19 protein-coding genes are annotated in these 21,850 nt (G+C 73.7%); 9 read left to right on the top strand and 10 right to left on the bottom strand.

Going from position 1 to position 21,850, the window contains the following annotated elements; translation table 11 throughout:
- The first annotated feature begins 31 nt into the window (after positions 1-31).
- The 3 genes from AC5WAM_RS26495 (at position 32) to AC5WAM_RS26485 (ending at position 5,328) form a co-directional block, all read left to right on the top strand.
- Positions 32-916 carry a pyridoxamine 5'-phosphate oxidase family protein gene (locus tag AC5WAM_RS26495; RefSeq protein ID WP_495519013.1) on the top strand — a complete coding sequence of 295 codons (885 nt, stop codon included), beginning with the start codon at positions 32-34 and terminating at the stop codon, positions 914-916.
- Positions 917-972: 56 nt separating this feature from the next.
- The gene (locus AC5WAM_RS26490; protein ID WP_366790436.1) at positions 973-1,419 is read left to right on the top strand and encodes an NUDIX hydrolase; all 447 of its coding nucleotides are present in this window, start codon (positions 973-975) and stop codon (positions 1,417-1,419) included.
- Between the two features lie 609 nt (positions 1,420-2,028).
- Positions 2,029-5,328 (top strand): S8 family serine peptidase, encoded by a 3,300-nt coding sequence (locus tag AC5WAM_RS26485; protein ID WP_495519012.1) that lies wholly within the window; start codon positions 2,029-2,031, stop codon positions 5,326-5,328.
- A gap of 118 nt (positions 5,329-5,446) precedes the next feature.
- Here the strand turns inward: AC5WAM_RS26485 and AC5WAM_RS26480 are convergent, their stop codons facing one another.
- The 3 genes from AC5WAM_RS26480 to AC5WAM_RS26470 form a co-directional block, all read right to left on the bottom strand.
- Positions 5,447-6,943, bottom strand: a complete 1,497-nt coding sequence (locus AC5WAM_RS26480; protein ID WP_495519011.1) for a M28 family metallopeptidase — start codon at positions 6,941-6,943, stop codon at positions 5,447-5,449.
- Between the two features lie 239 nt (positions 6,944-7,182).
- Positions 7,183-8,001, bottom strand: a complete 819-nt coding sequence (locus AC5WAM_RS26475) for a hypothetical protein (protein WP_495519010.1) — start codon at positions 7,999-8,001, stop codon at positions 7,183-7,185.
- Positions 7,998-8,546, bottom strand: coding sequence for an RNA polymerase sigma factor (locus AC5WAM_RS26470; RefSeq protein ID WP_495519009.1), 549 nt, complete (start codon positions 8,544-8,546; stop codon positions 7,998-8,000). Before AC5WAM_RS26470 ends, AC5WAM_RS26475 begins: the two co-directional genes overlap by 4 nt.
- Before the next feature lie 229 nt (positions 8,547-8,775).
- Here AC5WAM_RS26470 and AC5WAM_RS26465 point away from each other — a divergent pair, with 229 nt between their 5' ends.
- From AC5WAM_RS26465 to AC5WAM_RS26455, 3 genes are all read left to right on the top strand, one after another.
- Complete coding sequence (locus tag AC5WAM_RS26465) at positions 8,776-10,860, top strand: TerD family protein (RefSeq protein WP_495519008.1); 2,085 nt, start codon at positions 8,776-8,778, stop codon at positions 10,858-10,860.
- 159 nt (positions 10,861-11,019) lie between these two features.
- Positions 11,020-12,027: an aspartate-semialdehyde dehydrogenase gene (locus AC5WAM_RS26460; protein WP_172383882.1), complete on the top strand. Its 1,008-nt coding sequence runs from the start codon at positions 11,020-11,022 to the stop codon at positions 12,025-12,027.
- A gap of 387 nt (positions 12,028-12,414) precedes the next feature.
- Positions 12,415-12,930 carry a DUF1203 domain-containing protein gene (locus AC5WAM_RS26455; protein WP_495519007.1) on the top strand — a complete coding sequence of 172 codons (516 nt, stop codon included), beginning with the start codon at positions 12,415-12,417 and terminating at the stop codon, positions 12,928-12,930.
- Between the two features lie 6 nt (positions 12,931-12,936).
- On the opposite strand, the gene AC5WAM_RS26450 is transcribed toward AC5WAM_RS26455, so the two are convergent.
- Positions 12,937-13,821 (bottom strand): LysR family transcriptional regulator, encoded by an 885-nt coding sequence (locus AC5WAM_RS26450; protein ID WP_495519006.1) that lies wholly within the window; start codon positions 13,819-13,821, stop codon positions 12,937-12,939.
- Positions 13,822-13,946: 125 nt separating this feature from the next.
- On the opposite strand from AC5WAM_RS26450, the gene AC5WAM_RS26445 reads away from it, so the two are divergent.
- Entirely contained in the window at positions 13,947-15,131 is a 1,185-nt protein-coding gene (locus AC5WAM_RS26445) for an MFS transporter (protein WP_495519005.1), read from the top strand.
- Here AC5WAM_RS26445 and AC5WAM_RS26440 read toward each other — a convergent pair.
- Positions 15,128-15,565 (bottom strand): ATP-binding protein, encoded by a 438-nt coding sequence (locus AC5WAM_RS26440; protein WP_495519004.1) that lies wholly within the window; start codon positions 15,563-15,565, stop codon positions 15,128-15,130. The two genes, AC5WAM_RS26445 and AC5WAM_RS26440, sit on opposite strands and share 4 nt — an antisense overlap.
- Before the next feature lie 234 nt (positions 15,566-15,799).
- On the opposite strand from AC5WAM_RS26440, the gene AC5WAM_RS26435 reads away from it, so the two are divergent.
- Complete coding sequence (locus AC5WAM_RS26435) at positions 15,800-16,651, top strand: helix-turn-helix domain-containing protein (RefSeq protein ID WP_495519003.1); 852 nt, start codon at positions 15,800-15,802, stop codon at positions 16,649-16,651.
- Complete coding sequence (locus AC5WAM_RS26430; protein WP_495519002.1) at positions 16,648-16,860, top strand: DUF397 domain-containing protein; 213 nt, start codon at positions 16,648-16,650, stop codon at positions 16,858-16,860. Before AC5WAM_RS26435 ends, AC5WAM_RS26430 begins: the two co-directional genes overlap by 4 nt.
- Here the strand turns inward: AC5WAM_RS26430 and AC5WAM_RS26425 are convergent.
- The 5 genes from AC5WAM_RS26425 to AC5WAM_RS26405 all read right to left on the bottom strand — a co-directional run bounded on the left by AC5WAM_RS26425 (position 16,829) and on the right by AC5WAM_RS26405 (position 21,786).
- Positions 16,829-18,103 carry a flavin-dependent oxidoreductase gene (locus AC5WAM_RS26425; RefSeq protein ID WP_366790424.1) on the bottom strand — a complete coding sequence of 425 codons (1,275 nt, stop codon included), beginning with the start codon at positions 18,101-18,103 and terminating at the stop codon, positions 16,829-16,831. The genes AC5WAM_RS26430 and AC5WAM_RS26425 overlap by 32 nt on opposite strands.
- On the bottom strand, positions 18,100-18,927 hold the full coding sequence (locus AC5WAM_RS26420) for an ABC transporter ATP-binding protein (RefSeq protein WP_495519001.1): 828 nt from the start codon (positions 18,925-18,927) through the stop codon (positions 18,100-18,102). The genes AC5WAM_RS26425 and AC5WAM_RS26420 overlap by 4 nt, the downstream gene beginning before the upstream one ends.
- Positions 18,928-19,056: 129 nt before the next feature.
- Positions 19,057-19,803: an ABC transporter permease gene (locus AC5WAM_RS26415; protein ID WP_366790422.1), complete on the bottom strand. Its 747-nt coding sequence runs from the start codon at positions 19,801-19,803 to the stop codon at positions 19,057-19,059.
- Between the two features lie 8 nt (positions 19,804-19,811).
- Complete coding sequence (locus AC5WAM_RS26410; protein ID WP_366790421.1) at positions 19,812-20,693, bottom strand: ABC transporter permease; 882 nt, start codon at positions 20,691-20,693, stop codon at positions 19,812-19,814.
- Positions 20,694-20,769: 76 nt separating this feature from the next.
- Entirely contained in the window at positions 20,770-21,786 is a 1,017-nt protein-coding gene (locus AC5WAM_RS26405) for an ABC transporter substrate-binding protein (RefSeq protein WP_495519000.1), read from the bottom strand.
- Positions 21,787-21,850 lie beyond the last annotated feature (64 nt).

Genomic DNA, 21,850 nt, shown 5'->3' with positions numbered 1-21,850 from the left:
GCTTTCCCGAGCCCCGAAGGAGGGCACCGCCGTGACCGAGCACGATCCCTACCACCCCGGCTCGCGCGCCGTGCAGGACCGCGTGGGCGTGCGCGCGCTCGCCGACCACGTCGGCCGGTCCATCGGCCCGGGCATCCGCCCCGTCGCCGCCGCGTTCCTCGCGCTCCAGCCGATGCTGGTCGTCGGCGGGCGGGACCCGGACGGCGGGCGGGTGTGGGCGTCGCCGCTCACCGGCGACCCCGGTTTCGTCCGCGCTACGGGGGCGCACCAGGTGTCCGTGGCGGGCGGGGCCGGGGCGGGCGATCCGCTCGCCGCCGCGCTCGGCCGCCCCGGCACGCCCGTCGGCACGATCGCCCTCGACCCGCGCACCCGGCGCCGCATGCGGCTCAACGGGCGGGCCCGGCCGACGCCGGGCGGCCTCGCGATCGAGGCGGACCAGGTGTTCTCCAACTGCCCCAAGCACCTCCAGCGGCGGCAGCTGGTCGGCGGGCGGCGCGACGGGGCCCCGGAGGCGCCGCGCGTCACCTCCGGACTGAGCGCCGACCAGCGGCGGTTCGTCGCCTCCGCCGACACCTTCTTCATCGCCACCGTGCGTGACGGCGGCGCGGACGCCAGCCACCGGGGCGGCAACCCCGGCTTCGTCCGGGTCCTCTCCCCGACCGAGCTGAGCTGGCCCGACTACGCGGGCAACGCCATGTTCCTCACCCTGGGCAACCTCACCGCCGACCCCGGCGCCGGGCTGCTCTTCCTCGACTGGACCAGCGGCACCGCGCTCCAGCTCACCGGCACCGCCGCCACCGCGTACGGGCCCGACAGCGAGCGCACCGTCCGCTTCAGCGTCGACGAGGCCGTCGAGACCGCCGGGGCCAGCCCGTGGACGTGGTCCGCACCGGAGTACTCCCCCGCCAACCCGTGATCGGCAGTTGGGTAACAGACCGTGCCTTGCCGGTGTACGCGGTCTAACGTCAGCGAATGCACAAGGAGCTCCGGGTGGCGGCCTACGCCGTATGCGTGCGGGACGGATCGGTGCTGCTCGCCCGCTGGGTCGCGGGGGACGGCAGCAAGCGCTGGACGCTGCCCGGAGGCGGCATGGACCACGGCGAGGACCCCTACGACACGGTGATCCGCGAGGTCGACGAGGAGACGGGGTACGCCGTGGAGCCCGTCGTGCTGCTCGGCGTCGACTCGCTGCGGCGGCGGTATCCGCGGCGGCTCGGGGCGGTCGCCGACTTCCACGGGGTGCGGATCGTGTACGAGGGGCGGGTGGTCGGGGGGTCGCTGCGCCACGAGACGTCGGGGTCGACGGACCTGGCGGCGTGGCACGCGCTGGACTCCGTCCCGGGGCTGGACCGGGTGAGCCTGGTGGACGTCGGGCTCGACCTGTGGCGGGGCCGCCCGCCCAGCGGACACCTGGCCTGACCCCTGGGTCCTGAACCGGTCCCCGTTCCCGCCGCTACCGCGGCGGGGTCTTCTCCCACCGCCCCCACCCGTTCCGCCCCAGTCACCAGGCCCGGCCCCGACCTCACGGCCTTCCCGCCGTGCTCGGCCGCCCGCCGCTACCGCGGCGGGATTTCCCCCGCCCACCCACCCGTGACCACCCCGGCGACCCTGCCCGGCCCCGACCTCGCGGCTTTCCCGTCGTCGTTCAGTGGGTCTCAGGGGGCGGGTGGGTGGGAAAGCACCGGTCCGTTCAGCCCGTCCGGCGTTTGAGGACGAGCGCGGTAGCGCGGTGTTGTGAGGTGGGGCGGGGAGTGCGGTGGAGGCGGGGCCCCAGGGGCGGCGGCCCATGGTTCGGGAAGGGGCGGGTCCGGGGCGCCCCGTGAGGAGGCGGTGGGGGCAAGTCCCGTTATGGGGCGTGTTGTTCCGTGTGGCGTATGGCGGGAGTACGCCACCGCGCAACCCCGGGGCAGGCAGGGCTCCCCAAGAAGGCACCCCTTACGTAAAGCTGAGCGGTCATCCGGCCCCGATTTCCGGACCGCTTTGGCCACTTCGAAACTGACCACTTCGAATTCACGTACAGGGATGTAGATGACCCGCGAAACACAGCACTCCACCGAGGACGGACCGGGCGCGAGACGCACCGCCCGCCTCGCCACCGCGATAGCCGTGGCCGCCGCCCTGACCGCGGCGGCCCCGCTCCCCCTGGCCTTCGCCGACGACACGCCCGCCCCGGCTCCCAAGTCCGCCGCCGCCAAGCTGGGCGCCGCCGACGCGGAGCTGCTCGCGGACGCGAAGGCGGACGGGGACAAGACCGTCACGATGATGGTCGCGACCCAGCCCGGCGCGACCGAGCAGGTCGCGCAGCAGCTGGACGCCGTCGAGGGCGGCTCGGTGGGCCGCACGTACGACAAGCTCGGCTACGTCCGCGCCTCCGTGCCGACCGCGCGGGCCGACGCCGCGATCAAGGCGGCGAGCAAGCTCACCACGGTGCACGGCATCGACCTGCGCCAGGAGATCGAGCTGGACGACCCGAAGCCGCAGAGCGCGAAGGGGGCCGGGCCCGCCGCGGGCGCCGCCGCCCACCCCGCGCCCGGCAAGGACACGCCCGCCAAGAACCCGTACAACCCGTCCTTCGAGACGGGCGCCGTGGACTTCGTGAAGAAGAACCCGAAGGCCGACGGACGCGGGATCACCATCGGCGTCCTCGACTCGGGCGTCGACCTCGGGCACCCGGCGCTGCAGAAGACCACCACCGGCGAGCGCAAGATCACCGACTGGGTGACGGCCACCGACCCGATCGTGGACGGCGACGGCACCTGGCGGCGGATGACGAACCCGGTCAGCGGTCCGGCCTTCACGTGGGACGGGGACACGTGGAAGGCGCCCTCGGGGTCCTTCCAGATCAGCCGGTTCCGCGAGGCCGCCACCGCGGGCGGCGACGCCAAGGGCGACCTCAACCGGGACGGCGACACGACCGACACCTGGGGCGTGCTGTACGACCCCGCCGCCGGCACCGTCCGCGTCGACCTGAACGACAACAAGGACTTCACCGACGACAAGCCGATGAAGCCCTACGGCGACAAGCACCAGGTCGCCTACTTCGGCAAGGACGACCCGGCCACCGACGTGGCCGAGCGCGTGCCGTTCGTCGTGGAGATCCGCAAGGACGTCCCGACGGACCCCTACGGCGGCGACTGGGTCGGCAAGAAGGCCGACTTCGTGAACATCGGCCTCATCGAGTCCGAGCACGGCACGCACGTCGCGGGCATCACGGCCGCCAACAAGCTGTTCGGCGGCAAGATGAGCGGCGCCGCGCCCGGCGCCAAGATCGTCTCCTCGCGCGCCTGCACCTGGTCCGGCGGCTGCACCAACGTGGCCCTGACCGAGGGCATGATCGACCTCGTCACCAAGCGCGGCGTCGACATCGTCAACATGTCCATCGGCGGTCTGCCCGCGCTGAACGACGGCAACAACGCCCGTGCCGAGCTGTACAAGCGCCTGATCGACACGTACGGCGTGCAGCTGGTCATCTCCGCGGGCAACGAGGGCCCCGGCGCCAACACCATCGGCGACCCCGGGCTCGCCGACCACGTCATCTCCGTGGGCGCGGCCATCTCCAAGGAGACCTGGGCCGCCAACTACGGCTCCGAGGTGACGAAGAAGTACGGCATGTTCAACTTCTCCTCGCGCGGGCCGCGTGAGGACGGCGGCTTCCAGCCGCTGATCACCGCGCCGGGCTCGGCCATCAACACCACGCAGACCTGGCTGCCCGGCGGCCCGGTCGCCGAGGCGGGCTACAAGCTCCCGGCGGGCTACTCGATGCTGAACGGCACGTCGATGTCGTCGCCGCAGGCGGCGGGCTCCGCCGCGCTGCTGCTCAGCGCCGCCAAGCAGCAGCGGATCGACCTCACCCCGGCGAAGCTGCGCACCGCGCTCACCTCGACCGCCGACCGCATCCCCGGCGTCCAGGCCTATGAGCAGGGCACCGGCCGGATGGACGTCGTGGGTGCCTGGGACGCCATCAAGAGCGGCGCCAAGGCGCACGAGTACACCGTGAAGGCGCCCGTCGACACGGCCCTGGACCAGGAGCTGAAGAAGCCCGGCACCGGTCTGTACGACCGTGAGGGCGGCCTGAAGGCGGGCGAGAAGAAGACCTACAAGGTCACCCTCACCCGGACCACCGGGCCGCGCGGGCCCGTGCGGCACGAGCTGAAGTTCGCGAACAACCACGAGAAGACGTTCCGGCTCGTCGGCCCCTCCGAGATCCTGCTGACCCGCGACAAGCCGGTCACCGTCAAGGTGGAGGCCGCGCCGCGGTCGGCGGGCGTCTCCAGCGCCCGGCTGACCGTGAACGACAAGCGCACGCCCGGCATCGACCACCAGATCATGACGACCGTGGTGGTCTCCAAGGAGCTGGCCGCGCCGAAGTTCACGTACACGGCGAAGGGCTCGGTGCAGCGCAACAGCACCAAGTCGCACTTCGTGACGGTCCCCAAGGGCACCAAGACCCTTGAGGTCGCCCTCGGCGGGCTCGCGGACAAGAGCCAGACGCGCTTCATCTCCGTGCACCCCTACGGCCTGCCGTCGGAGGAGACGTCCTCGCTCGTCTGCTACCCGAACTTCCCGAACCCGGACAACACCTGCCGTCCCGACCTGCGGTCGTACAAGAACCCGACGCCGGGCGTCTGGGAGATCGAGGTCGAGTCGCGGCGCACGTCGCCGGTGCTCGACAACCCCTACCGCCTCGACGTGTCCGCGCTCGGCGTGTCCTTCGCCCCGGCGCCGCAGCAGGTCGACGACGCCAAGGTCGGGCAGCCGACCCCGGTCACCTGGAAGGCGACGAACGACTACGCCGCGGTGGACGGCAAGCTGAAGGGCGGCTCGCTGGGCTCGGCCGCCACCGCGCGGCCCACCATCAAGCAGGGCCAGAAGCAGACCACCACGGTCGTCGTGCCCGAGGGCGCCGAGCGTCTGGACGCCGCGATCGGCTCCACCGCGGACGCCCGCGCCGACCTCGACCTCGCGGTCCTCAAGGACGGCCGGGTCGTCGCGCAGTCGGCGGACGGCGACTCGGACGAGTCGGTGAGCATCGCCAAGCCCGCGCCGGGGACGTACACGATCGAGGTCGCGGGCTACTCCATCCCGACCGGCCAGACCGCGTACGACTACCGTGACGTGTTCTTCTCCGCGTCGCTCGGCCAGGTCAAGGTCGACGAGGCCAAGCCGGTGAAGCTCGCCAACGGCGAGTCCGCCACCGTCGCGGCCGAGCTCGTCGCGGGCGCGCCCGCCGCCTCCGGGCGGGTGCTGTTCGGCGAGGTCAACCTCCTGAACGCGCGCGGCACCGTCGCGGGCGCCGGCACCGTGACGGTCGCGAAGGTCACCGAGTAACCGGTACTCACCGAGCAACCGCTACGGAGACCGTCCGCGGCACGGCATGCGGAAGGGGCGGGCACCTGGTCCAGGTGCCCGCCCCGTTCTCGTGCGTGCGGCGGTGCCGCGCGGGGGATCAGCGCTTGAGCGAGCCGAGGTCCTGCGCGTAGGTGCCGACGGCGTTCGCGATGACGTCGACGTTCACGTCGAAGACCTTGCGGTCGATGTTCTTCAGGGTGTCGCCCTTGCCGTGGTAGTTCGGGTCGTAGGGCTGGCCGGCCTTGCCGCCCGCCTTCGTCGCCTGCTCCTCGGTCTTGAGGCCCTCGGCGCCGGTGAAGGTGCCGCCCGCGGGGATGCCCTCGGCGATGAAGGGGCCGTAGTCGGAGCGGCCGTCGAAGTCGGTGCCCCAGTGCGGGACCTTCTTCTTGTCGAGGAAGCCGTTGATCAGCTTCTCGATCTGGGCGGAGCCCTTCGGGCCCGGGCCGGAGCCGACACCGTCGGAGTTGTCGCCGTCGTAGACGAGTTCGGCCGCGTTCGGCGAGCCGATCATGTCGAAGTTCAGGTACAGCTTGATGTTCTTCTTCTGCTTGGCCGTCAGCGACTTGACGTAGTGGTCGGAGCCGAGCAGGCCGAGCTCCTCGGCGGACCACCAGGAGAAGCGGACCTTGTTGTTGAGCTTCGTGCCGCCCTTGGTCGCCTTGGCGAGCTTCTCGGCGACCTCGATCAGACCGGCGGAGCCGGAGCCGTTGTCGTTGATGCCGGGGCCCTCGGGCACGGAGTCCAGGTGGGCGCCGAGGCCGACGACGCGGTCGGCGCGGCCGCCGCGGGTCTCCGCGATGACGTTGCGGGTCTTGTGCGGGACGGCCTTGGTGGCGACGTCCAGGGAGACCTTCACCTCGCCCTGGGCGATCTGCTTGGCGAGCGCCTCGCCCTCGGCCAGGGTGATGCCCGCGGCCGGGATGTGCGCGTTGTCCGGGGTCTCCAGGTTGCCGTGGACGGGCTTGTCGCCGGAGTGGTTGTACAGGATGAGGCCGATGGCGCCCGCCTTGGCCGCGGCGGCCTCCTTCTCGGCGAAGGTGCAGGAGCCGCGCTTCACCAGGGCGATCTTGCCGGTGAAGGTGTCCGAGGTGTAGTCGTCGGCCTCGCAGCCGGGGGTGTCGTCGACGCGGGCGGCCGCGAGCGGCGCCTGGATGCCGCCCTCGGGCGTCGCCTTGCTGAAGTCGAAGGCGACCGCGTTGAGCTTGCGGGCCTCGGGCGACAGGACGGCCGCGCCCTCGCGCAGCGTCTCCGACTCGTAGAACGTGAAGTCCTGGTACGAGACCTTGTACCCGGCCTTCTTCAGGCGGTCGTGCACGTAGGTGGTGGACGCCTTGTGGCCCTTGGTGCCCGCGGCGCGGTTGCCGCCGTTCTTGTCCGCTATCTCCTGGAACTTCTCCAGGTGGCGGTAGGCGCCCTTGCCGGAGGACTTCTCGACGAGCTTCTTGGCGAGCTTCTTCGCCTGCCGCTCCTGCGTGGTGGGGTGCGGCTTGTGGTCGGCCTGCGCGCCCGCCTGGGGTGCGGCGGCGAAGAGGACGGGGACGGCGACGGCCGCGGAGACGAGAGCGGCCGTCGCCCGGCTGCGGGGTGCGCGCACGGGGGTCCTTCCATGGGGGGCTCGGTGATCGGTGACGACCACTGCTGATCATCAGTGATCGCGGTGGAAGGAAGTTAGCCCGGAAAAACCGCAGTTCAAAGGGTTTATCGCGGGGCGCAACAGCGCCTTCACCCAACTGTCACCGGAACTCAGCACTCCAGTCCGTGCCCCTCAGCACTTCGGTCCGTACCCTTCAGCCCTTCGGTCCGTGCCCCTTCAGCACTCGATTCCGTGCCCTTTCAGCACTCCAGTCCGCGTGCCTTCGGCAGTGCGGCGACGATCCGGCGGCGCTCCTCCGCGATGCGCTTGCCCGTCGTCCAGAGGTCCGGCGAGGCCTCCCCCTCGGGGATGCCGATCAGGGCGTGGTCGCCCGCGCGCAGGGGCGGATCCGCGTTCACGTCCATCACGAACGTCACCTCCTCCGGCGCCTCGGCGGGCTTGTAGGCGCGGGACACGTCCAGGGTGACCCGGTCCTGGCCGCCGCCCGGCAGCGTCTCCACGCTCTGTACGGTGCCCTCGACGATGAGGCGGGCGCAGGCGACGTAGCCCGCGGGCGACCGCTTGCCGCCCGCGTCCTGCTGGGGGCCGTCATCGCCCGGCTCCTGGCGCTCGACCCCCGATTCGGCGCCCGCGCCCGCCGACTTGCTGGCTCCGTCCTCCCCGGCGCCGAGGTCGGCCCGCGCGCCCAGCCACACCACGCCGCCGAGCAGGCCCGCCGCGGCCGTGGCGGCGAGGGCGAGCAGCGCGCGCCGCCGCACGGGCGCGCCCCGGCGCGGGCCCCGCGTCGGCACCGGCCGCGGCGGCGCCTCCCGCGGGCCCCGCGCCAGGGCGTCCCCCACGGCCCGCAGCTGCTCCCGCAGCGCCGCCACGTCCGCGACCGCCGCCGCGTGCTCGGCCAGGAACCGCTCGTCGGCGCGCGCGGCCTCGGGCACGGGCTCGTCCGTGACCGCGAGCATCAGCGCGTCGGGGCCGTCGTACCGCTCCCCGGGCGTCCCGCCCCGCGCGGCGCGGCCCTCGTGCTCGTCGTGCTCGTCGTACGCGCCGTGCACCACGGTCACACCACCTCTTCCTTCTGCAGCCGCGTGCGCAGCATCCGTACGGCCGCGTGCAGCCTGCTCTTGACCGTGCCCTCCGGGATGCCGAGCTCGGCGGCGATGTCCCGCACCGGCAGGTCCGCGTAGAAGCGCAGGACGACGACTTGCCGCTGGCCGTCCGGCAGTTCGTCCAGGCCCTGCGCCACGGCCAGCGACAGGACGCGCGACTCGGCGCCGTCGTCCTCGGGCCGCTCCGGGCGCAGCGCGGCGAGCCGTTCGCCGAGCCGCTCCTGGCGGTGCCGGGCCCGGTGCCAGTCCACGGCCCAGTTCGAGGCGACGACCGCGGCCCAGGCGGACACGTTGCGCGGGGCCTGCTCCCCCTTCGCCGCCCGTTCCAGGAGCCGCAGCCTGACCTGCTGCACCCCGTCCTGGAGTTCGCCGTAGGGCACTCCGCCGAGCGACAGGACGGCCCGGACCCGGGCCTCCTGGGCCGGGTCGAGCGGGTCCGCCGCCGGTGTGCGGCGGTCGGCCGCCTCGCGCGCCTGACGGCGTGGTTTTCCGCGCAGCAATGCCCCTCCCCCTCCTCCGTTTCCCCTACGACGCGGCAGCGGGGCGAATCGTTCGACGGGCGGGGAGATGTCTCCGGTGGGCCGGGAAGTCGTCTCCGGCGGGCCGGGGGCTCCCGGGGCGGGGCGCGTCATCGCAGGTCAAGGGCGTGGCGGGGGTGACGCATCCGGAACCCTCTCCGCCACTTCTCCTCATCGACTTCACACTGTCTCCACTGACACGATGAGCCCCATGACGCACATCTCCAAGGGGGCCAACACCCCTGTCCCGGTGGCTCCGTTGCGGGTCGCGGTCTGCCGCTCGCAGGTGCCCGGGGCGCCCGTCGTCGACGCCTCCGCGCTGCTCCTCGACGCGCGCGGCACGGTCCGGGGCGACGCCGACCTCGTCTTCTACAACCAGCCCGCGCACCCGTCCGGCGCGGTGCGGCACGCGGGCACGGCCGAGGGCGGCGGGCAGCTCGCCGAGTGGCTGGAGGTCGACCTGCCGCGGATCGAGCCGGACGTCCAGCGCGTGCTGATAGCCGGGTCCTGCGACGGCGGCACCTTCGGCGCGGTGCCCGGCCTGTACCTCCAGGCCATGACCGGTGACGGCGGCGTCGTCGCGCACTACGCCGTCACCGACGCGACCACCGAGACGGCGTTCGTGCTCGGCGAGTTCTACCGGCGCGACGGGGGCTGGAAGTTCCGCGCGGTCGGGCAGGGCTACGCGTCCGGCCTCGCGGGCCTGGCGACGGACTTCGGCATCGCGGTGGAGCAGCCGGGTCCCGCGCCCGCACCGCAGCCTGTACAGCAGCCGCAGCCCCCGCAGCCGGTACGGCAGCCGCAGCCGCCGGTGCCGGTGCCGCAGCCGTCGTACGCGCCGTCCGTGCCCGCTCCCGGGCCCGCTCCCGCCGCGCCCCTGGGCCCCGAGTTCCACCCCTTCGCCCAGCAGGGCCACGGCAACGGCGTCGTCAGCGTCGACGCGCCGCTGCCGCCCGGCGCCGCGGTGCTCGTCGAGGCGTGGCAGCGCGGCGACGGCTACTTCGGCGTGACCACGCTCAACCGCCGCAACAAGGACGACGACTACCTCTTCAACAGCACCCTGGACGACTTCCGGGGCCGCGTGCTCGTCAAGGTCCCGCAGGGCCGCCCGCTGCGCCTGCGCGTGGAGGCCGACAACGAGTGGGGCGTACGCGTCCTGCCGCTCTCGGCGGCCCGCCCGCTCGGCCCCGGCGCGCTCCAGGGCTACGGCCCCGACGTGCTCGCGTACCACGGCACGGCCGCCGACCTCGACGTGGACTTCGCGGGCGACGAGGACGGCGGCGGCTACATCGGCCTGAAGAGCCACGACGCCACCAGGCTGCGCGACCTCGACGACTACGACCTGCTCGTCAACGACACCGACCGGCTGCGCCAGACCGTGCCGCTCACCGACGGACCGCTGCTGCTCGCCCTGGAGGCCGACGGCCCCTGGCAGCTCAGCGCCCGCCCGCTGCCGGTCGTCGACCAGGCCGTCGCCCAGGCGACCGGCGCCTACTCCGGGCGCGGCCGGGCCACGGTCACGCTGGTCAACCCGGCCCCCGGCCGCCCCGCCCTGCTCGACTACGCGATCGCGGGCGAGGACTCCTTCCTCGGGTACGAGGCGAAGCTGCTCGACGAGTACGACGACGAGGAGCAGTTCCTCAGTGGGCAGAACAACGGCGAGCGCGGCCGGACCCTGATCTTCCGCGACGGCGCCGCGCAGGTGCGCCTCAAGCTGGAGGGCGCGGGCGACTGGAGCCTCCGGCTGCTGCCCGTCGAGCAGGCGCCGCCCCTGACCGGTCCCGCCGAGGGCGCGGGCAGCGCGGTGTTCCGCTACGACGGGCCGCCCGCGCTGCTCGGCCTCGCCCGCACCGGTTCCGGCGACGAGCCCCTGAGCACCCGCACCGTCCAGGCGCACGGCCGCACGGTGATCTCCGCCGACACCTCGGGGCGCCGCCGCCCCGTCACCGGACCGCTGTGGGTCTCCCCCGCGGGCTACGCGTACGTCCTGGTCAGCGCGGGCGACCACACCGCCTGGCGGATCGAGCCCGCCCCGGCCGCGAGCGCGCCCGCCCTCGGCAAGGGCCTGCGCGTCGAGGGCCAGGGCTATGGAGTCGTACGTCACACCGGTACGGAAACCGAGATGATGCTCACCCACGAGGGCCGGGGCCTGATCGACCTCCTGGTCCTCTGGGAGCTCGACGAGCGGCTCGAACCGGTGCGGCGGATCAGCACCGCGGCGGGCCTGCAGCTGCTGCCCGGCGGCTACTTGCAGATCAGGACCAGCGGCCGCTGGGGCATCGAGCACCGGGGCTGAGCGCCGCCCGGGGCCGGGGGCGGCGTCTCACCTGCTGGTCAGCGCCGCCCCGCGGGACGATTGAGACCTCAATGAATTGGACAGGCGCCCTGGGGTCCCCCGCATGATGGGAAGGCTGAAAGCCAGCCGAGGCACGTGCCAGAACTTTAGGGAGTAGCCGTGAAGGTCGGAATCGTCGGAGCCACCGGTCAGGTCGGCACGGTCATGCGCAAGATCCTGATCGAGCGGAAGTTCCCGGTCGACGAGCTGCGCCTGTTCGCCTCGGCCCGCTCGGCCGGGACCGTCGTCGACGGCGTGACCGTCGAGGACGCCTCGACCGCCGACTACACCGGCCTCGACATCGTGCTGTTCTCGGCCGGCGGCGCCACGTCCAAGGCCCTCGCCGAGAAGGTCGCCGCACAGGGCGCCGTCGTGATCGACAACTCCTCGGCCTGGCGCCGCCACCCCGAGGTGCCGCTGGTCGTCTCCGAGGTGAACCCGCACGCGATCGCCGACCGCCCCAAGGGCATCATCGCCAACCCGAACTGCACGACCATGGCCGCGATGCCCGTCCTCAAGCCGCTGCACCTGGAGGCCGGGCTCACCTCGCTGGTCGTCGCCACCTACCAGGCCGTCTCCGGCTCCGGCCTCGCGGGCGTCGAGGAGCTGTACGGGCAGATCGAGAAGGTCGGCGCCGACGCCCCGAAGCTGGCGCACGACGGCTCGGCCGTGGACTTCCCCGCGCCCGACAAGTACGTCGCCCCGATCGCGTACAACGTCCTGCCGATGGCGGGCTCCGTCGTCGACGACGGCCTGAACGAGACCGACGAGGAGCAGAAGCTCCGCCACGAGTCCCGCAAGATCCTGGAGATCCCCGGCCTCAAGGTCTCCGGCACGTGCGTGCGCGTGCCCGTCTTCACCGGCCACTCCCTCCAGGTCAACGCCCGCTTCGAGCGGCCGATCAGCCCCGAGCGCGCCGTCGAGATCCTCTCCGGCGCGGAGGGCGTCGTCGTCACGGACGTCCCCACCCCGCTGGTCGCCGCGGGCCGCGACGAGGCCTTCGTCGGCCGCGTCCGCCGCGACGAGACCGTCGAGCACGGGCTCGCGTTCTTCATCTCCGACGACAACCTCCGCAAGGGCGCTGCGCTCAACGCCGTGCAGATCGCTGAGCTGGTCGCGAAGTCCTGACCGGACAGCTGAACCGGGCCCGTCGGCGCTGCGCGCCTCGTCCTCACGCGCCGGACGGGCTCGGTCTGTCGCGCTCCGCGCTCGTCCTCAAACGCCGGACGGGCTGAATGACCTCGGCCAGGCGCTGTCGCCAGCCGCCGGTCTGGTTTTCCCGCCCACCCGCCCCCTCCTTAGGGAGCGGGGCCCGGGCGCTGGGGCAGGTACGGGAAACCGCCGCGGTAGCGGTGGAATGGTGGACGACGGCGTGCAAGCCGCTAGGTCGGGGCCGGGCGTGGTCGCTGGGGCAGGTACGGGTGGGCGGGTGGGGAAACCGCCGGGTAGCGGTGGAGCGGCCTAGGTGTCCGGAAAGCGCCAGCGTGGGCGCGGGGCACGGCGGAGGGTGGGGGCATGAGCACCCTGTACACACCTCAGCCCATCCCGCCGGAGGCGTTGGCGCAGCTGCGTGAGCGGGACGACGCGGGCCGCGCCTGCGTGCCGTACGTCGACGAGGAGGGCGGCAGCCCCCTGCGCTGCTGCCTGCGCCCGATCGCCCCGGGCGACCGCGTCGCCCTGGTCGCGTACGCCCCGCTCCGCCGCTGGGCGGCACGGACCGGCGCCCGGCCGGGCGCGTACGACGAGCAGGGCCCGGTCTTCATCCACGCGGACCCCTGCGAGGGCCCCGCGCGGGAGGCGGCCACCGGCTACCCGTTCGCGCGCGCCGGGGCGCTGCGCGCCTTCCGCCGCTACGACGACCGGGGCCACATCGTCGGCGGACGTCTCCTGGAGCTTCCCGAGGACACGACGGCGGGCTACGACGAGGCCTTCGAGGAGGCGTTCGCCGCGCCGGAGGTCACCCAGGTGCACGTGCGGGCCGTGGAGTACGGCTGCCTGCACTTCGTGGTGCACCGCCCCGAAGCCGCGTAGCGGCCATCACGCCGCCGCGGCCACGGCGGTCGCCTCGGTCACCGCCCGCGCGAACGCCCGCACCCGCTCCGTCTCCCCGTCCCGGTGCCAGACCACGCCGAGCACCGAGTCCGGCACCCCGTCCACCGGTACGAAGACGACGTCCTCGCGGCCGTGGTACGCGGCCGTGGGACGGCACAGGAGCATCGCGCCCTGCTCCGCGGCGACCAGGGTGAGGCCCTCCTGGAGGGTCCGGACGGCGGGCGCGGGCAGGGCCGAGGGGGCGTGGGCCTCGCGCCAGTAGGCGGGGGCGGGCGGCGCCGCCGCGATCAGGGGCGTGCCGCGCAGCTCGGCCGCGGCGAGCCGCTCCCGCCCCGCGAAGGGATGCCGTACCGACACGGCGACGGTCTGCTGCTGCCGGGAGAAGAGCGGGCCGAGGACGAGGTCCGGCTCGGCCACCGGCAGGAGCACGATCGCCACGTCCACCTCGCCCTGGCGCACCGCCCCGAACGGATCGGCGAAGGGCACCTCCGCGATCTGGGTCACACAGCCCGGGTGCCGCCGCTGGAAGGTGGTGATGGCCTCCATGAGCCGGGCGTCGGCCGTGCCCTGGAAGCCGATGCGCAGGCGCCCCTCCACCCCGCGCGCGGCCTCCTTGGCCCGGTCGACGACGGCGGTCAACTCCGCGTAGGCAGGCCGCAGTTCCGCACGGAACCGCTCGCCGAGCGGGGTCAGCCGCACCCGGCGGCTAGTACGCTCCACGAGCCGGGCCCCGACCCGCTGCTCCAGCGCGGCGAGCAGCTGGCTGACCCGGCTCTGCGAGACGTACAGCCGTTCCCCCGCCCGTCCGAAGTGCAGCTCTTCGGCCAGCACGAGGAAGCACTCCAGCTCCCGTATCTCCACTCCGCCCACAGCCGGCAGCTCCCGCCCACGCTCGATCGTTCCGGGATCGATGAGTCCCGCTCATTCAAGGATGAGATCTTCGGCGTTGTTCCCGGTCACCGGGCGGGCGTTGTCTGGTGCCCATGGAAACGCCCATGGAAACACTGACCCAGACCCCCCACGTGGGCACGCGGCAACGCGCCCTGCCGCTGTCCGTCGTCGCCGTCGCCGCCGCCACCTTCTCCGTCGTGACGACGGAGATGCTGCCCGTCGGCCTGCTCACCTCGCTCGCCTCGGGCCTCGGCGTGTCCGACGGCACCGCGGGCCTGACCGTCACCCTGCCCGGCGTGGTCGCGGCGCTCGCCGCCCTGCTCCTGCCGGTCGCGGTGCACGGCGCGGACCGCCGGGCCGTCCTGTGCGGCCTGATGCTCCTGCTGGGCGCCGCGAACCTCCTGTCGGCCCTGGCGCCGTCCTTCGAGGTCCTGCTCGTCGCGCGGATCGTGGTCGGCCTCTGCATCGGCGGCGTGTGGGCCGTCGCGGCCTCGCTCGCGGTGCGCCTGGTGCGGGCCGAGTCCGTCGGCCGGGCCACCTCCGTGATCTTCAGCGGCATAGCCGTGGCGTCGGTCCTCGGCGTGCCCGCGGGCACCTTCCTCGGCGAACTCGCCAGCTGGCGCTGGGCGTTCGGCGCGGTGGCCGTGCTCGGCCTCGGCGTGGCCGCACTGCTCGCCGTGGTGCTCCCGGCGCTGCCGCCGAGCGAGCCGGTGCGCCTCGGCGTCTTCCCGGGCCTGCTGCGCCTGCCCCGGCTCCGCGTCGGCCTGATCGCGGTGGCGCTCCTGGTCGTCGGCCACTTCGCCGCGTACACATACGTCCGTCCGGTCCTGGAGCGGGTGCCGGACGTGGGCGCGGGCCTGATCAGCGGCCTCCTCCTGTGCTACGGGGTCGCGGGCATCGCGGGCAACTTCCTGGGCGGCACCTTCGCGGCCCGCGACCCGCGCCGCACCCTCCTGCTGATCTCCGCGGCCCTGGCGGGCGTGGTGCTGCTCCTGGTCCCCGCGGGCTCGTCCCTGCCCGCGTCCGTCGCCCTGCTCGTCGCCTGGGGCCTCGCCTACGGCGGCGTCTCCGTCTCCTCCCAGAACTGGGTCATGGCCGCCGCCCCCCAGGCCCGCGAGGCCGCGTCCGCGCTCTTCGCCGGGATCTTCAACACGGCGATCGCCCTGGGCGCGCTGCTCGGCGGCCGGGTCGCCGACGGCCTGGGCGCGACGGACGTCCTGTGGCTGGGCGGCGGCCTCGCGGTGCTCGCCCTGGGGGTGGTGGCGACGGCGGGCAGGAGCGCGCGCTAGGCGGCGGCGCCGAGCTCGCACCAGACGTATTTGCCTGCGTCGCCCTCCTTCGGCAGCGGGTGCCAGCCCCAGGTGTCGGAGCAGCAGCGGATCAGGTCGAGGCCCCGGCCGTCCTCGACGTCGAGGGGGGCCGGGCGCGGGGTCGGGGCGGGCGGCGTGGGGTCGGCGTCCCAGGCGCCGATGCGCAGGACCCCGTCGGCCCACAGGAGGCGGAAGGAGACGGGGCCCTTGGTGTGGCGCACGGCGTTGGAGACCAGCTCGGTCGCCAGGAGTTCGGCCACGTCGACGACGCCGCCGAGGCCGTGCACGGAGAGGATCACCCGGAGGGTATGGCGACACACAGTGACCGCGCAGAGCTCGCGCGGGATCTGGAGGGTGTACTCCCAGGGCTCCGCCCCGGGAAAGGGTTCAGGTTTGCTGCCGTCCTCGGTCATACGCGAACTCCCTTTGAGGTCTGAGGAGTTGCACCACGCAGCGCATCCCGGGCGGCTGCGGATCACCCCGTCGTGGCGTGAGGGGACGACCCGCTTCCGGAACTCCCGATGTCTCGCAGCGTGAGCGACACATCACTGACGGTAGGCCTGAAAATTATGACCTCGCAAGGCGTACACGTAATCTGACACCCGAACGAGGAGACCCCCAGGGCGAGTTGGACCAAGGAGCCGATGATGGCGACCAGGCGGAACCCCACCGCGCGGCAGGTGCGCCTGGGGGTCGAGCTGCGCAGGATGCGGGACGCGGCCGGGCTCAAGGCGACCGAGGCCGCGGCGCTCCTCGGGGCGAGTTCCGTCCAGATGAGCCAGATCGAGGCCGGTGTCGCGGGGGTGAGCGAGGAGCGGGTCCGCCGCCTCGCGGCCCACTACGCCTGCACGGACGAGGCGTTGGTCGACGCCTTAGTGGCCATGGCCACCGACCGGACCCGCGGCTGGTGGCAGGAGTACCGGGGCGTGCTGCCGCAGGCGTTCCTCGACCTCGCCGAGCTGGAGCACCACGCGGCGTTCCTGCGGGAGGCGGTCATCACGCACGTGCCGGGGCTGTTCCAGACGCCGGACTACGCCCGGGCGGTCTACGCGTACGTGAACCCCTGGCTGCCGCCGGGTGAGCTGGAGCCCCGGGTGGAGCACCGCATGCGGCGCCGCACCGTCATCGAGGGCGACGACCCCACGCCGTACGAGGCGATCGTCCACGAATTCGCCCTGCGGATCCGCGTGGCCGACCGTCAGGTCGCCCGTGCCCAGCTCCGGCAGGTCCTCGACCTGAGCGAACAGGACCACATCCGGGTGCGCGTCATCCCCGTCGACCTGGACGGCTTCGCCGGTGCCGGGGCCTCGATGATGTACCTCGGCGGGCCCGTGCGCAGGCTGGACACCGGACTTCGGGACGCGCCCGTCAACAAGGGGCCCGTCGACGCCGAGGCTCCACTGCGACGACTGCGGGCCCTGCTCCGTAAGGTGGAGGAGGCGGCACTCGACCCCGCACGGTCGCGCGACTTGATCCGGCGTGTGAAGAAGGAGCTGTGAGACGACCGATGATCCCGGTGACGGCCTGGCAGAAGTCCAGCTTCTCCGACGGCGGGGACGGCGACCACTGCGTCGAGGTCGCCTCGGCGCACCGCGCCGTCCACCTGCGCGAGAGCGACGCCCCGGGCACCGTGCTGACCACCACCCCCGCCGCGCTCGCCCGGCTCCTGGACCGGCTCAGGGAAGCCCCCACGACCCCCTCCCGTTGAGCTCCGCCACGTCCGTGCCCGTCGTCCAGCGGTACGCGGCCTCCAGTTCGCCGAGCTCCGCGGGCGTCAGCACGTCCTCCACCCGCTCGAAGCCGTCCGGGGCGCGCTCGGCGACCGCCGCGAGGAAGCGGTCGGCGGGCATCCGGCGGTTGGCGAGGACCAGGGCGGCCGTGGCCTCGCGGCGGATCTCCTCGTAGGCGCGGAGCCCCGCGGCCCGGTCGGGGTCCGTCAGGGCCAGACAGCGGGCCAGGACGCGGGCGTCCAGGATGGCCTGGGAGCCGCCGTTGGAGCCCACGGGGTACATGGGGTGCGCGGCGTCCCCGAGGAGGGTCACGGGCCCCTTGCCCCACCACGGCAGCGGCTCCCGGTCGACCATGGGGTACTCCAGGATGCGGCGGGTCGCGGCGAAGAGGGCGGGCACGTCGAGGTCGCCGATGCGCCAGCCCGCGTAGTGCGGCAGGACGTCGGAGAGGCGGCCGCCCCGGTTCCAGTCGGCGGAGCCCGGCCCGGCGCCCGGCTCCGGCGGGAAGCGGACCTCCGCCACCCAGTTGAGCAGGGCCCGGCCGCGCAGCTCGGCCTCCCGCGAGATGGGGTAGACGACCAGCTTCGCGTGGGCGTTGCTGCCCGCGACGGCGACCGTGCGGCCGCCGAGGACCGGGTGCCACTCCGTGACGCCGCGCCACATCCGGATGCCGTTCCAGCGCGGCGGGCCCTCGCCGGGGTGCAGCCGGGCGCGGACCGTCGAGTAGAGGCCGTCGGCGCCGACGAGGGCCCGCACGCGCACCGCGTGCTCCCGCCCGCGGGCCACGTCCCGCAGCACGACCCGCAGCGCGTTGCCGTCCTCCAGGAAGCGGACGAAGGCCGTGCCGGTGACCACGGCCCGCTCGCCGAGCCGCTGGCGCACCGCGTCGAGCAGGAGCATCTGGAGGGCGCCCCGGTGGATGGAGTACTGCGGCCAGTGGTAGCCGAGCGCGAGGCCGCGCGGCTCGCCCCAGATGCGGTTGCCGTGCCGGTCGTAGTGGACCATGTCGGCCGTCTGCACGCCGGTCGCGGCGAGCAGGTCGCCGAGGCCCAGTTCGGTCAGCTCCCGCACGGCGTGCGGGAGGAGGTTGATGCCGACGCCGACGGGCCGCAGCACGTCGACCGGTTCGACGACGCGCACGTCGATGCCCACCGCGTGCAGGCTCAGCGCGGTGGTGAGGCCCCCGATGCCCGCGCCCGCGATCAGTACGTCCACGGTCATGGCCGGCGCACCGCCCGTCCGACCTCGGCCCGCAGCTCCACGAACGCGGGCAGGCCGCGGGTGGCGATCTGGTCGCGCGGTGCGGGCAGTTCGACCCGCAGCTCGCGGTGGACGCGGCCCGGGGCGCCGCTGAGGACGACGACGCGGTCGCCGACGTACACGCTCTCGTCGATGTCGTGGGTGACCAGGAGGATGGTCATGCCTCCCGGTGCCGCGCCCCCGCCGCCCGCCGCGCCCCCGGCGTCCCGGGCGTTCTCGGCATCCTCGGCGTCCTCCGGGAATCCGCCCCGTACGGCCAGGAGCAGGTCCTCCAGGTCCTCGCGGGTCTGGGCGTCCACCGAGCCGAAGGGCTCGTCCATGAGCAGCAGCGCGGGCCGGTACGCCAGGGCCCGGGCGATGGCCACGCGCTGCTGCATGCCGCCGGAGAGCTGCCAGGGGTACTTGGCCGCCGCGTCCGCGAGGCCGACCTGGGCGAGCGCGTCCCGGGCGCGGGCGCGGCGCCCGGCGCGGCCGAGGCCACGGCGGCGCAGCGGCAGGGCCACGTTGTCGCGGACGGTCAGCCAGGGGAAGAGCGAGCGCGTGTAGTCCTGGAAGACGACCGCGAGGCCGTCCGGCACGGCGCCCTCGACGGCCCGGCCGCCGACCGTGATCCGGCCCGCGCTCGGCCGCTGGAGGCCCGCCACGCACCGCAGCAGCGTGGACTTGCCGCACCCCGAGGGGCCGACGATGCTCACCAGTTCGCCCCGGTCCACGAAGAGTTCGACGTCCTCGACCGCCTGATGGCCGTCGTCGTAGCGATGACTGAGCCCCGCGATGTCCAGCATCCCGTGTTCCCCCTGTGCGCCTGCTGCCAACTGCCTCGTGGTCTATGTGAATTGAGTGCTCACGTGCTTCGGTCGTTCCCTCCGCGCCGGGTGAACCGGTTGCGCGGGAACGGCGGGCGCCCCCACGCCCTAGGTGTTTCCGCGCCGTGCGCCCCGGTGCCAGGCGAGTGCCTTCCGCTCGACCAGCAGGAAGAGTCCGTTGAGTACGCAGCCGACGGCGCCGAGCTGGAGGATCACCACCCACATCCGGTCGGGGCGGAACTCCCGCTCGGCCGCGTTGAGCCGGGCGCCGACCCCGTCGCCCGCCCCCATCAGCTCGGCGACGACCATGAGGATCAGCGCGAAGCCGAGCGCGACGCGCAGCCCCGCGAAGACCTTCGGCGCGGCGGCGGGCAGCACCACGTACCGCAGCCGCGCGGCCGGGCCGAGGCCGAAGACCCGGGCCGAGTCCAGCTGCACCGGCTCGACGGAGCGCACCCCGTCGACGGTGTTGAGCAGCACCGGCCACACGACCCCGAACACGACGGTCGCAAGGCGCATGGACGTGCCGAGCCCGAAGACGACCATGAAGAACGGGATGAGCGTGGGCGGCGGCACGGCCCGCGCGAACTGCAGCACCGGTTCGAGCACGTACCGCGCCACCCGCGAGAGCCCGACCCCCACCCCGACGGCGACCCCCGCGGCCCCGGCGATCGCCCACCCGAGGAGCAGCTGCCCGAGGCTCTGCCGGAGCGCGTCAAGGCCGGGTTCGCGCACCATGAGCCGCACGACGCGGCTGGGCGGCGGGAAGTACACGTCCCCGGCCCGCCGGGCGGCCACTTCCCAGGCGAGGACGAGCAGAGCGAGCAGCCACCCCCGCAGCAGCAGAAAGCGCACAACGGTCATCATTCAGCCCGTCCGGCGTTTGAGGACGAGCGCGAAGCGCGATATCCGGGGGTCGAGGGGGCAGAGCCCCTTCGTCTCGGGAAGGGGCGGGCTTGGGGAAAAGCCACCCGCCCCACGGCCACGAGCGCCCCGTTCGCCACCACCCCCAGGGCCCCCGCCCACACCGCCCCCGCCACCATCAGGTCCGGTCGCCCGCCCCCGGACTGCGTCTGGAGCAGATACACGCCGAGCCCCGAGTCGCCCCCGGCCCGCAGCTCCGCGCTGACCGCCACGACGAGCCCCACGGAGGCGGCGATCCGCACCCCGGTGAGCACGAACGGGCCCGCGCTCGGCAGGGACACCCGCAGGAGGACGGACAGCGGCCCGAAGCCGAAGGACCGCAGGGTCTCCTTGGCGACGGGGTCGACGTCGCGCAGCCCGTACAGGGTGTTGAGGAGGATCGGCCACAGCGCGGCGTAGCACACGAGGGACCGCTCGACCCGGACCGGCTCGGCGAACACGAGGATCGCGAGGGGGATGAGCGCGACGGACGGCACGGGCCGGGCCAGCTCGACCACGGCGAGGCTCGCGGCGCCGAGCCGGGGCAGCGAGCCGAGCAGGAGCCCGGCGGGCACGGCGAGGGCGACGGCGAGGGCGAGCCCGCCGAGCCAGGCGGAGACGGTGGTGCCCAGCTGGCCGAGGAAGCCGTCGTCGACGGCCATTCCGGCGGCGCGGGCGAGCACGGAGGTGGCGGGCGGCAGCTCCCCGGCGCCGAAGGCGCCGGTACGGGAGAGGAGTTCGAGGACGAGCACGGCCCCGCCCGCGCCGAGCGCGCCGAGCAGGGCCCGTCCCCACCGCCGGGAGGCGAGCGCCCCGGCGCGCGGAAGGGCGCCCGGGCGCACGCGGCGACGGGCGCGCGCCCCTGTCTCCGGGCCGGACCCGGAACCGAAGCGCGCCGCCTCCTTCACCGCATCGCCCTCACGGCCCCGTGCGCACGAGGAGCGGCGCGACGTCGAGCGGCCGCCGCAGGTAGCCGAACTCCCGCATCAGGTCCACCACCCGGCGAAGCCGCGCCGGGTCCAGGGCCACCGGATAGCCACCGAGGTGGAGCTGGGCGGCCTGGTCGGGGGTGATCCTGGTGTAGTCGGGGAGCGTGCGCACGACCGTGGTGCGGTTGGCGGCCTGCTTCTGGGCGCGGGCCATGGCCCGCTGGAAGGCCTCGACGGTCTTCTTGTTCTTCTCGGCGAACCGCGCCGTGGTCGCGTACCCCGCGATCGGGAAGCCCGCGGTCGGCGGCCTGCCGAGGTCGGCGACGACGCGGCCGGTGCCGGACTCCTCGATCGCGCTGACGAACGGCTCCGCGGCCTGCACGGCGTCGACGCTGCCCGTCTTCAGGGCGGTCTCCATGTTCGGCATGTCGACCTCGGCGAAGTCCTCGTCCTCGTCGAACGTGACGCCCTCGGCCTTGGCGGCCTTCCGGACGAGCAGGGAGCTGATGTTCCGCTTCGTGTTGACGCCGATCCTCTTGCCTTCGAGGTCCTTCAGGGTCTTGGCCGGCGAGTCCTTGCGCACCAGGACCGCGTGCGTCTTGGGCGCCAGGGCGAAGGCGTCGGCGACGATCCGCACGTCCAGGGCCTTGTTGGCGTGCGCGAGGAAGTACGAGACGTAGTTGCCGAAGGAGATGTCGAGGGCGCCCGCGCGCAGCCTGCCGACGGACTCGGCGCCGCCCTGGAGCGTCGTCGTGCGGACGGTGAGCCCCTCGGCCTTGAAGAAGCCCTTGCTGATCGCGAGCTGGAGCGGGGCGGTGTCCGCCACGGGCATCGTGCCGACGGTGATCGTGGTCTTCTCCAGGCCCTTGCCGTCCGCCGTGCCGCCCCCGTCGCCGCCGGAGTCGCCGCAGCCCGCCGTGGCGAGCAGCAGGGCCAGGGCCGCCGTCGGGGCCAGGACCGCGCGCGGACTTCTCCCGCGTAACCGGCCCCGTACTCCCCGTGCCATATACACCTGCTTCCGCGCGTGACCGCCACCGTCGGGCCCGCTCAGGGCCGTGGGGCCTGAGCCG

Source organism: Streptomyces sp. JLYT201 (assembly GCF_059448825.1).
Note: the sequence above shows the minus strand (reverse complement) of the source record. Positions and strands in the feature narration are given on the sequence as shown.